Annotated in this window: 10 protein-coding genes; 5 read left to right on the top strand and 5 right to left on the bottom strand. The window is 43.0% G+C overall.

The window, feature by feature from the left end:
• Window positions 1-269: 269 nt before the first annotated feature.
• The 3 genes from carB to carA all read right to left on the bottom strand — a co-directional run bounded on the left by carB (window position 270) and on the right by carA (window position 5449).
• On the bottom strand, window positions 270-3539 hold the full coding sequence (gene carB, locus ACT3SX_RS10915) for a carbamoyl-phosphate synthase large subunit (RefSeq protein ID WP_442069865.1): 3270 nt from the start codon (window positions 3537-3539) through the stop codon (window positions 270-272).
• Between the two features lie 144 nt (window positions 3540-3683).
• A complete protein-coding gene (locus ACT3SX_RS10910) occupies window positions 3684-4220 on the bottom strand; it encodes a hypothetical protein (protein WP_192520230.1) in 537 nt (178 codons plus the stop codon).
• Window positions 4220-5449: a glutamine-hydrolyzing carbamoyl-phosphate synthase small subunit gene (carA, locus tag ACT3SX_RS10905; RefSeq protein ID WP_192520229.1), complete on the bottom strand. Its 1230-nt coding sequence runs from the start codon at window positions 5447-5449 to the stop codon at window positions 4220-4222. Before carA ends, ACT3SX_RS10910 begins: the two co-directional genes overlap by 1 nt.
• 770 nt (window positions 5450-6219) lie before the next feature.
• Between carA and ACT3SX_RS10900 the strand changes: the two genes are divergently transcribed.
• On the top strand, window positions 6220-6759 hold the full coding sequence (locus ACT3SX_RS10900; protein ID WP_192520228.1) for a gamma carbonic anhydrase family protein: 540 nt from the start codon (window positions 6220-6222) through the stop codon (window positions 6757-6759).
• A gap of 105 nt (window positions 6760-6864) precedes the next feature.
• Here ACT3SX_RS10900 and ACT3SX_RS10895 read toward each other — a convergent pair whose 3' ends face one another.
• Complete coding sequence (locus ACT3SX_RS10895) at window positions 6865-7329, bottom strand: hypothetical protein (RefSeq protein ID WP_192520227.1); 465 nt, start codon at window positions 7327-7329, stop codon at window positions 6865-6867.
• Between the two features lie 235 nt (window positions 7330-7564).
• Between ACT3SX_RS10895 and ACT3SX_RS10890 the strand changes: the two genes are divergently transcribed.
• From ACT3SX_RS10890 to ppnP, 3 genes are all read left to right on the top strand, one after another.
• Complete coding sequence (locus ACT3SX_RS10890; protein WP_192520226.1) at window positions 7565-8266, top strand: HAD family hydrolase; 702 nt, start codon at window positions 7565-7567, stop codon at window positions 8264-8266.
• Window positions 8267-8425: 159 nt separating this feature from the next.
• A protein-coding gene (prfB, locus tag ACT3SX_RS10885; protein ID WP_192520602.1) for a peptide chain release factor 2 occupies window positions 8426-9521 on the top strand; the annotation gives its coding sequence in 2 pieces (ribosomal slippage) (window positions 8426-8497 and window positions 8499-9521; 1095 coding nt in all).
• A 44-nt stretch (window positions 9522-9565) separates the two neighbouring features.
• Window positions 9566-9850: a pyrimidine/purine nucleoside phosphorylase gene (ppnP, locus tag ACT3SX_RS10880; protein WP_192520603.1), complete on the top strand. Its 285-nt coding sequence runs from the start codon at window positions 9566-9568 to the stop codon at window positions 9848-9850.
• Window positions 9851-9961: 111 nt separating this feature from the next.
• On the opposite strand, the gene ACT3SX_RS10875 is transcribed toward ppnP, so the two are convergent.
• On the bottom strand, window positions 9962-10309 hold the full coding sequence (locus ACT3SX_RS10875) for a GNAT family N-acetyltransferase (protein ID WP_225739321.1): 348 nt from the start codon (window positions 10307-10309) through the stop codon (window positions 9962-9964).
• Between the two features lie 287 nt (window positions 10310-10596).
• On the opposite strand from ACT3SX_RS10875, the gene ACT3SX_RS10870 reads away from it, so the two are divergent.
• A partial coding sequence (locus ACT3SX_RS10870; protein WP_444761728.1) for a DNA topoisomerase IB occupies window positions 10597-11708 on the top strand: 1112 nt, incomplete at its 3' end.

Raw genomic sequence — 11708 nt, 5'->3', positions numbered from 1 at the left:
ATGAGATATAAAAAAGTGTGAGGTTCAAACTGTGTAATAAGCAAACGGACAGTCATGTATGAGCGTCTTAGCGCTCAAATGCTGCATCCTTAACTTTACGTAATAAAAAGCATAGTCGCAGTTTGGCCACTATGCTTTTGGGGTTTATCTTTTTAAAGGTATTGTCTATTACGGTTATATAATAGCTCATGCGAAACTTTGCATGAGCAGTTACATTAGCTTGACTGTTATGCTTAATCTACTGAAATTATTCAGTCAAGTCAATAGAACTAAGCAATAGTCTTTGCTTGTTCGTGTAAATCTTGTAGCTTGTAAACTTCAAACGGTAAGTTAATTGAATAAGACTTGCAAATAGCATCTGCAGCACCCAATGTCGTGACATAAAATACTTTGCCTTGCAGTGCGCTACGGCGGATAGAGAATGAATCCTCTTGCGCCTGCTTGCCTTCGGTAGTATTGATGATAAGGTCAATTTTACCATTTTTCAATGCATCAACGATGTGTGGACGACCTTCAGTCACCTTATTGATTTGCTTACATTCGATACCCGCCTCGCTCAGTATTTTTTGCGTACCACTCGTAGAGACAATGTCAAAACCAAAGTCAGCGAGCTGGCGAGCGATAGGTACAATTTGTGCTTTGTCGCTATCACGTACTGAGACAAAGGCTGTCTTATTTTCACCTTCAGTTGGTAGACCTGGCAAGCGCTCGTTACTACCGATGATGGCTTTGTAGAATGCTTCGCCAAAGGTTTTGCCAACACCCATGACTTCACCCGTTGATTTCATCTCAGGACTCAAGATTGGATCGACACCTGGGAATTTAGCAAACGGGAAGACAGCTTCTTTAACCGCATAGAAGGCAGGCACAATTTCAGTGGTAAACCCTTGGTCTTTAAGCGAGGTGCCAGCCATACAGCGAGCCGCGACCTGTGCTAACGATGTACCGATGCATTTAGACACGAAAGGCACTGTACGTGCGGCACGTGGGTTGACCTCTAGGATATATACAGTTTCACCTTTCACGGCAAACTGTACGTTCATTAGGCCGATCACACCAAGCTCTTTTGCCATAGCAATGGTTTGTGCGCGCATGACGTTACATAGCTCATCCGATAGCGAGTAAGGCGGTAGTGAACAGGCTGAGTCACCAGAGTGAACGCCCGCTTGTTCGATATGCTGCATGATACCGCCGATGACCACATCAGTACCGTCACAGACACAGTCTACATCGACTTCGATGGCGTCATCTAAGAAGCGATCTAGCAACACAGGCGCTTCGTTTGATGCTTGTACCGCTGTGCGCAGATAGTGTCTCAGCTCGTCTTCGTTATAGACGATTTCCATCGCGCGGCCACCGAGTACATAAGATGGACGTACAACCAATGGGTAACCTACATCTTTTGCTTTTACTAAGCCGTCTTCTAAGCTCGTCGCTAGGGCGTTTGATGGTTGAGTCAGATCAAGCTGTTGAATCATGTGCTGGAAGCGCTCACGATCTTCAGCACGGTCGATGGCATCAGGGCTAGTGCCGATGATTTTTACACCAGCAGATTCTAATGCGCGAGCCAGTTTCAATGGTGTTTGACCACCGAACTGTACAATAACACCATCAGGGTTTTCGATACGGACGATTTCTAGCACATCTTCTAATGTGATTGGTTCAAAGTATAGACGGTCAGAGGTGTCATAGTCAGTTGAAACGGTCTCTGGGTTACAGTTGACCATGATGGTTTCGTAGCCATCTGCACGCATCGCAAGCGCTGCGTGTACACAGCAATAGTCAAATTCGATACCTTGACCGATACGGTTAGGACCGCCACCGATAACCATGATTTTCTTGTTATTGGTTGGATTGGCTTCACATTCGCTATCGTACGTTGAATACATATAAGCGGTACTGGTAGCAAACTCTGCCGCACAGGTATCTACACGTTTATAGACTGGATAGATATTTAAATCCCAACGTTTTTTGCGTAACTGCTTTTGTGATACACCAAGCAATTTAGCCAAACGCAAGTCTGATAAGCCTTTACGCTTGAAACTGCGCAAATTCTTTTCCGTTAATTCGCCAAAACCTAGTGCTTTAACGTCTGCTTCGGTTTTTACGATGTCTTCGATTTGTACCAAGAACCATGGATCGATTTTGGTGAAGTTAAACACTTCGTCGACGCTCATACCGACGCGGAATGCATCAGCGATGTAGTAGATGCGCTCAGGAGTAGGAATCGTTAAGCGATTGATAATCTCGCTACGGGCTTTATCAGTACTGAGTTTACCGTCTTTAATAGCGGCAAAGTCGATTTGCTCATCAAAACCATCATTGCCCGTTTCCATACCGCGCAATGCTTTTTGCATAGACTCCTGAAAGTTACGACCAATAGCCATGACTTCACCGACGGCCTTCATTTGCGTCGATAGGATGTTGTCAGCTTGTGGGAATTTTTCGAAGTTAAATCTTGGTATCTTGGTCACGACATAATCAAGTGCCGGCTCAAAGCTGGCTGGAGTTCTACCGCCAGTGATGTCGTTTTGTAATTCATCTAGCGTGTAACCGATGGCCAGTTTTGCTGCGATTTTGGCAATCGGGAAGCCAGTGGCTTTTGAGGCGAGTGCAGATGAACGCGATACACGTGGGTTCATTTCGATGACAACCATGCGACCTGTATCAGGGTTGATACCGAACTGTACGTTTGAGCCGCCCGTTTCGACGCCGATTTCACGCAGTACTGCTAACGAAGCATTACGCATGATTTGGTATTCTTTATCCGTTAGCGTTTGTGCTGGTGCTACTGTGATAGAGTCACCTGTGTGTACGCCCATTGGGTCAAAGTTTTCGATGGCACAGATGATGATGCAATTGTCGTTTTTGTCACGAACGACTTCCATCTCATACTCTTTCCAACCAATCAGTGACTCATCGATAAGCAATTGATGGTTTGGTGATAAATCAAAACCGCGCTCGCAGATTTCGATAAACTCATCGCGGTTATAAGCGATACCGCCACCTGAACCACCCATGGTGAATGAGGGACGAATGATACATGGATAGCCCATTTTCTCTTGGGTAGCAAACGCTTCTTCCATGGTTTCAGCCGTTTCAGCGCGTGGGCACTCTAGGCCGATACGCTTCATCGCTTGGTCAAACAGCTCGCGATCTTCCGCCATCTCAATTGAGTCTTTGGTTGCTCCAATCAGCTCGCACTCGTATTTGGTTAATATGCCATGCTTATCCAAATCTAATGCACAGTTCAGCGCAGTCTGTCCGCCCATGGTTGGCAAGATTGCATCAGGACGCTCTTTGGCAATGATTTGCTCAACCGTCTGCCACGTAATCGGCTCAATATAGGTGGCGTCAGCCATGACAGGGTCGGTCATGATGGTCGCAGGGTTTGAGTTGACCAAGATGACGCGGTAGCCTTCTTCTTTTAGTGCTTTACAGGCCTGCGCGCCTGAGTAGTCAAACTCACACGCCTGACCGATGACGATAGGGCCTGCGCCAATGATAAGAATGCTTTTTATATCGGTACGTTTTGGCATAATGTTGTTAAGTCCTATTTTGGCGGTTTGGGATTTTAAGATGTCTTATACTGTAAGTAAAAGTTAAAAATAATAGAAAAACTCGGGCTTAATGATCACTAATATCGTTAGAAGCATGTTTTATCTAAGAAAATAGCATCTATTTCACTTAAGGTTAATTTTTTCGAAAACCCTATCTAAATAAGTTAAGAACCTTTTAAATTCATCCAACGAGGATGAATAGTTAGACAGTTCGATTTCTAATACGTGTTTAAGGACATCAGAAGACTGTTCTAGAGATAACTCAGAATTTTTGGCTAAAAGATCAGCAAACTCTCCTAGTTCATTAATAGTAAAGCCGTATTCATACTTTGCTATTTCTATATCCTCCAACATTATTTCAATGATGTCTGAGTCTAAAGTGCTGTCATGTATTCTTGGAATATCAGGAATAATATCTTTTAATAAGTCAAATGGTAGATGGGTATTGAAATCATTTAAAAGAGTAAAAGCAAAATCCCATCTTTGTTTAGTTGATAACTCGGATAGACGTTGAAAGTATTGTTCTTGAACCTTCTGTAGTCTATCGAGCTTCTGTTTCCTTTTATCATTTATTTCATTAGAAGATGCTTTATGCTCTGATAAAATATTTTCTATTTTCTTATTACATTTTCTATTAAATATTTTAGTGAAAAAGTTCACTATTTAGCCGCTTCCATCATCTTAGCAAACTTATCAAACAATGGCGCACAGTCATGTGGGCCAGGGCTGGCTTCTGGGTGACCTTGGAAGCTAAAGACAGGCTTATTGGTCAGCTCGATACCTTGGTTGGTACCGTCAAATAGTGAGCGATGGGTGGATTTGACATTATCAGGTAGTGTGTCTTCATCAACCGCAAAACCATGGTTTTGACTGGTAATCATAACCGTACCAGCTGCCACATCTTGTACTGGATGGTTGGCACCATGATGACCTGTTTTCATTTTGATGGTGTTTGCACCGCTAGCCAGACCGACCAGCTGATGACCCAAACAGATACCAAAAGTAGGAACATTGGTTTTTTCAATGATGTGACGCACTGCATCGATAGCATAGTCACAAGCAGCAGGATCACCTGGACCATTTGATAAGAAAATACCATCTGGGTTTAGCGCTAGCACGTCTGCGATAGGCGTTTGGGCTGGTACGACTGTTACGTGACAACCGCGATCTACCAGCATGCGCAAGATATTGGTTTTGGTCCCAAAGTCATAAGCGACGACGTTGTATTTGGCATCGATATGAGTACCAAGCTGCTTAAAGAATCCGCCCGTACCGCTATCATGGCTACCAGCTATATCACGGTTAAGTAGGGTGTCTGATAAGTCCCACGTACCTGCTGTCCATTCGAACTTTTCTTTAGTGCAGCATTCTTTGGCCAAGTCCATGCCTTCGATACCAGCAAACTCTTGCGCCAGTTCAATGGCTTGTTGCTCGTCTTCTGCACTGATGGTATCGCCATTTGATGCTGTCATGATACAACCGTTTTGAGCGCCTTTATCACGTAATAGACGAGTTAATTGACGAGTGTCAATCTCAGCGATTGCGACGGTATCATGCTTTTGTAGGTAGTCGCTCAGTGATTCTGAGTTACGGAAGTTTGAGGTAACCATTGTCGCATCACGGATAATAAGACCGTCTGCCCAGACTTGATGACCATTACCAGATTCTGTGTCCTCGCTATTGGTACCTGTATTACCAATGTGTGGATAGGTGAGGGTCACGAGCTGACGTGCGTAGCTTGGGTCGGTTAATATTTCTTGATACCCTGTCATGGCTGTATTAAACACCACCTCACCGACACGATGACCGAGACTACCGATACTCACACCGCGAAAAATCGTACCGTCTGCTAATGCCAAAATTGCTTGTACTTCTGCCGATGAATTCAAGGGTTGCCTCCGCTGTTATTGGTTAGTGCTATGATTTTTTTATGATTAAACTTTGGATTTCTATGTCTTAATATTTGCATAAAGAAACAAGAAAATCTAAAATTTTTCCATAAAAAAGCGAGAAGACATTATTGATGGAAACTACAAAACCCACTAGATAGTGAATAGGTAACTTGCATCATGTCCGCTCGCTTAGGCACAGATTTTGCGCATTATATACAATATACGCTAGAATAGCCAGTCGATTTGCTAAGTTGTAGTGCATAGTTTGCTAATTTTCGATAAATATATAATGTAGTCTGTATTAAGCGACAAAGCGCTTATAAATGCACGTTAAGTGATATCTGATGGCAAGAAATTTCTGCACTAGAAACAACCTTTATCAAGGTGAACCCTCTAAGGGTTAATGACTATATCTGCATACATAGTCTATATACATAAATGCTTTTTTGATTGAGTGACAAGTCCTACTACCGATAATGCTAGATTTTGATAGACAGCTTTGCCACAATAGAGGGCATTATTGACTGATATAAAATGAGAGCTATCGATCTCGTTATCTATCTACAATTAGCAAAAGCCAGCTACGTCAGAGAAAGCTAGCGAATGACTAACTGTCTACGGCGTTATTGTCCTTGGATGTATCACTTGTACTCGTTTTAGAGTTCTTTGACTATAGTCAGTCCGAAATAAAAGAGATGCAGTCACGCGACATTACACTACATGCGACACTATTTAGTTGGCATAAAAAACGATAACAAGGAGCAGTTATGATTTATCAGTATTTAGATAAGACCCCTGAGTTCGCTGTACCGTTTAAAGGTTGGGTGGCAGATTCTGCGCAAGTCATCGGTGATGTGTATTTAGGGCATCAAGCCAGTATTTGGTTTGGTGCGGTGCTACGCGGTGACAATGAACGCATTCACATTGGTGACTACAGTAATGTACAAGAAAACAGTGTGATTCATACTGATGCAGGTATCGAAGTAAAAATCGGTCATTATGTCACTATCGGACATTTAGCGATGCTGCACGGCTGTGAGGTTGGTGATAACAGCTTGATTGGTATCGGTGCCGTGGTACTCAATAATGCCAAAATTGGCAAAAACTGTATCATCGGTGCTAAAGCATTGGTCACAGAGGGCAAAGTTATTCCAGATAATTCATTGGTCATGGGTGCACCTGCAAAAGTAGTGAAGACCTTAACAGATGAGCAAGCAGCGATGTTAAAGCTCTCGGCGGTGCATTATGCAGAGCGTTGTCAAAAATTCAAAACGGGACTAAAAGAAATCGCAATGCCTGATGAATAGCAACCAGTAAATGTAGCGCTGAGTGATAAATAAAGATCAGAGGATAAGTGTATAGGGTGTAATCCTCTGTATTTTTATCCTTTATCTATGGCCATGAGAGTAACGTTACATGATAAACATCATAGCGAGCCAGATAACGGCAAAGATAGCGATACCAACAATCAAACCGCGAAAAATATCATGACTGATAGAGGTGTCATCGAGATAAGGGTTATGGTTGGCAGTTTCGTCGATATGTAGTGCATTGACGCTCTCGGCCCCTGCGTTTTTACCAACGACTAACCCAATGATTACACCGAGTACTAACATAAAAGGGGTGAATAACCAAAAAACCTCACCATTACCGATATCAGCTATTGAGCGAACGACAACAATGACCACGTCGATAAGCAAGCCACCAAAGCCATACATCAAGCCGTTTAAGAGTGCATGGATCAGGCGATCCCAAGGCGATTGGTACGCATCTCCTAACTGACGCTGTCTGATTTCTTTAATCGAGCGAGCAGGGCGATGCACCTTGTTAATTTGAGATCTACTAAATAAGTCGGTTTTGTTATGATACGCTTTCATAAGGTTCTCGGGTTGCTTATTAAGGTCGTGGTATGTCTTATAAAGTAAGCTGAATAAATAATTTAGCATAATTTTGTCTGGCAAACAGTAGACTTCTCAAAATTTACTGAATAAATGTTATATCCAAAAAACTGACTATATTAAAGGCTTTAGCTAAAACACAGTCGATATAATCTTTAATTATAATTAATTCTATTTACTATTAACATTTTGAAAAAACAATAAGGCATTCATAATGCAAGCACCTCATACGAAAAACTCTCAAAAAGAACTGGCGCTATTTGATTTAGATCACACGTTACTTGATGTCGATAGCGACTATCTATGGGGTGAGTATATCGTCAATAATGGTCTGGTTGATGAGGCACAGTATCGCACGGCCAATCAGAAGTTTTATCAGGATTATATCGAAGGTACACTTGACGCGACAGAGTACAATGAGTTTGTCGCCCAGTTTTTGACTACCTTGCCATTGGCACGGTTGCATGAGCTGCGTGAGGATTACATTACACGTGAAATTGAGCCACATATTCGGCCAAAAGCGATGGAGGTGTTGTGTCAGCATGTTGAAAAGGGGCATGCTGTAGTGATTATTTCTGCTACTAACGACTTTGTGGTCTCTGCTATTGCCAAACGTTTTGGTATCGAATCCGCCAATGTGTTATCGACGCCGCTCGAGATAGAAAACGAGCGTTATACGGGTAAATTAGCGGATAAGCCCAATTTTAAAGAAGGTAAGATATATCATCTAGACAAGTGGGTGAGTAAGCAGCAATTGGCTGGCGTGACCTTTGAAAAAACGTATGCGTATTCGGATTCTAAAAATGACATCCCGCTACTTGAGTGGGCAGATATCGCTATCTGCGTCTCACCCGATGAGGCGCTGCATGCGCATGCGCTAGCCCATCGTTGGGCAGTAGAGGATTGGTCGATTTAGGCAGCATATATGCATAGTCAGTAATAACTATGGGTCGCAGCCATTATAGTCAGCAATGAGTATAGGCAATAATTAGCCAACTATTCAGTGTCAATCTCATTTAAAATAGCGGCATATCATTTAGATATTTATTTTTATTAGAAAAATACAGGAACACTTATGGAAATTAATCCGTATCAAGAAAAAATCAAAGACTTATCTGAGCGTGGGCAGGACTTGCGGAGGTATCTTTGACTTCGATGGTAAGCAAGAACGCTTAGAAGAAGTCAATTTAGAATTAGAAAACCCCGAGCTATGGAACGATCCAGAGCGCGCAACCAAGATTAATAAAGAAAAAAGTCATCTGGATGGTGTCATCGATGTGGTGGTTTCGCTTGAGACGACACTAGAAGATGCGTCTGCCATGCTAGAGCTGGCAGTAGAGGCAGAAGACGAGTCATTGCTCGCTGATGTTCAGGGCGAGCTAGATAGCGCTGAAGAGCGAGTGGCAGATTTAGAGTTTCGCCGTATGTTCAGTGGTGAGATGGATCCAAACAACTGTTATTTGGATATCCAATCAGGTAGTGGTGGTACTGAGGCGCAAGACTGGGCAGAGATGCTGCTGCGGATGTATACCCGCTGGGCTGAAGCGCATGACTTCAAGGTTGATGTCATTGAAGTATCATCAGGTAGCGTCGCTGGTATTAAGTCAGCCACGATTGAGATTAAAGGCGATTATGCTTTTGGTTGGTTGCGTACCGAGATCGGTGTGCATCGTTTAGTCCGTAAGTCACCATTTGATAGTAATAATGGTCGTCATACCTCATTTGCTGCGGTGTTTGTGTCACCTGAGATTGACGATAATGTCGATATTGATATCAATCCGGCTGATTTGCGTATTGATACCTATCGCTCATCTGGTGCGGGTGGTCAGCATGTGAACACCACAGATTCTGCGGTACGTATCACGCATGAGCCAAGCGGTGTCGTCGTGACTTGCCAGAATGAGCGTAGCCAACATGGTAACAAAGCCACTGCGATGAAAATGCTACGTGCTAAATTGTATGAGCTTGAGATGCAAAAGCGTATGGAAAAACAGCAAGCAGTTGAAGACAATAAGTCTGATGTGGGCTGGGGTAGTCAGATTCGCTCGTATGTGCTCGATGATTCGCGTATCAAAGACTTGCGTACTGGTGTCGAGACCTTTAACACTGGTTCTGTGCTAGATGGTGACCTCGATCAGTTTATCGAAGCCAGTCTAAAAGCTGGACTATAAAAGACAATTTTAAAGTACTAACCAACAATTAATTAAGGAAAATTATGCCAAGCGTTAATAGTTATTTTGATGATAAAGTGACGTCTATTGCCTTTCAGACAGCGACTAAGCCTGCGACTGTTGGCGTCATGGAAATTGGTGAGTATGAGTTTGGTACGAGCGAATTTGAAACCATGAGCGTGGTCAGTGGTGCTTTAACCGTTAAATTACCACAATCTAGCGAGTGGCAAACCTTTAATGCTGGCGAGCAGTTCACCGTTGAAGCCAATCAAAAGTTTCAAGTAAAAGTAGAAGTAGAAACCGCTTACTTATGTGTATACGGTAAATAATATTTAAGATTTTTTAATCTAAAATGGTATGAATAAGAAAACGCCAAGCATCCAATGCTTGGCGTTTTTTATTTGCTCATTTATGTTTACTCATAAGACAGATGATATAAATCATAAGTTTTTACGATACTGCACCATATCAGTTTGAGTGGCAATGGTGTCATACAGGTTGCGCGCGGTTGTGTTGCCTTCTTGCGTTGTCCAATACACACGGTTGCAGTTTTGCTGGCGTGCAAAGTCATATACTTGTTCAATTAATGCGCGCCCGACACCCTGTCCACGAACAGACTCATTAACGTATAGGTCTTCTAAATAACAACATTCCGTGGTATCCCATGTATTGGGATGCAGCACCACATGAGTGATACCTACCAACCTAGTATCCCGCCATGCGGTAAACCCATAAATAGCCACATTGCTATCTAGTAAATTGCGCCATGTTGCATCAGTCGTGCTCATGGGCAAACTGGTCTCATAGAATGTCAAATAACGTTGCCACAAATCTAACCAGTTAGCGTAATCAGCATTGGAACAATGGCGTGATTTTTATAGAAGGGCTTTTCATGATGCTTTACTCAGATCGATTAATGAATAGGGTTATCAATTATGACTTAATAACTCATAATTGATAACCCTGCCATCCGCTCAATTTTACAGAGCCTTACACATTCTCTGCGCCAAGCAAACAGTAAAAACTGCTGTCATTAATTATGCTAAAACGACTAGTTTATAAGACGGATAATTTTATGGTTCAGGCAAATCATCAGACAGATACACACATAGATGCACGCCACGACTATGAACATTTGGCTCGTTTGGCGAATTTGCGTTATGTCAGCGACGATGAGCCTGGGTTTACGCGTCGGCGCTGGGGTCGCGGTTTTACTTACAAAGATGCCGATGGACAGACGGTAAAAGATAGGGCGTTGCGCAAGCGTTTTGATGCGTTGGTTATACCACCGATGTGGTCAGAGGTGTGGATATGCCAGGATGAAAAGGGGCATCTACAATCGACAGGGCGTGATGACAAGTCGCGCAAGCAATATCTGTATCATCCAGAATGGAATCGCGTAAGGGATCGAGCGAAGTTCGATGCGATGATTGGCTTTGCCGAGGCGCTGCCACGTCTACGCGCTCAGGTTGAGATAGATTTAGAAGCTACGCCCTTGTCACGCGCTAATGTGCTAGCGGCGGTTATTAAGTTATTAGAAACCACATTAATCCGTGTGGGTAATAGTCGTTATGCCAAGCTTAATAAAAGCTATGGTCTAAGTACGCTGCGAAGTAAACATGTTAGTGAAACGGACTATGGATTGGCATTTGATTTTGTCGGAAAAAGTGCAAAAGAGCATCATATTGAATTGCAGGATGAGCGCTTGATTGACATCGTACAGGCATGTTCTGAATTACCGGGTTATCATATTTTTAAATATATAGACGATGATGGTGTTAAGCAAGTTGTCGATAGTAGCGATATCAACGACTACTTGCGAATGCATACGTGTGATACGGATGGCGAAAGCAAGTTGTATAGTGCAAAAGATTTTCGCACGTGGATGGCCAGTGTCCTCGCAGCCAGTTATTTATACGACGAGCTACAAACGACGGTTGGCAAAGACATATTGGCTACTGAGTCCAAAAGCGCTGAGCGCCAACAGCTGGTTGTCGATATGGTCAAAAGCGTAGCAGAGGATCTAGGCAACACGCCTACGGTTTGCCGCGCCTCTTATATTCATCCGATTATTATTGAGCAGTTTTTGGCAGGGCAGTTCTTTGATGCGTACAAAAAATACCGTCGCGGACGCACTAAAGAGTATCAAAGCTGTGAAGAAAAAGCACTGCTTGGTTTTCTTAGTAT

This window comes from Psychrobacter sp. AOP31-B2-9, from assembly GCF_052378005.1.
Taxonomy (GTDB): Bacteria; Pseudomonadota; Gammaproteobacteria; order Pseudomonadales; family Moraxellaceae; genus Psychrobacter.
Note: the sequence above shows the minus strand (reverse complement) of the source record. Positions and strands in the feature narration are given on the sequence as shown.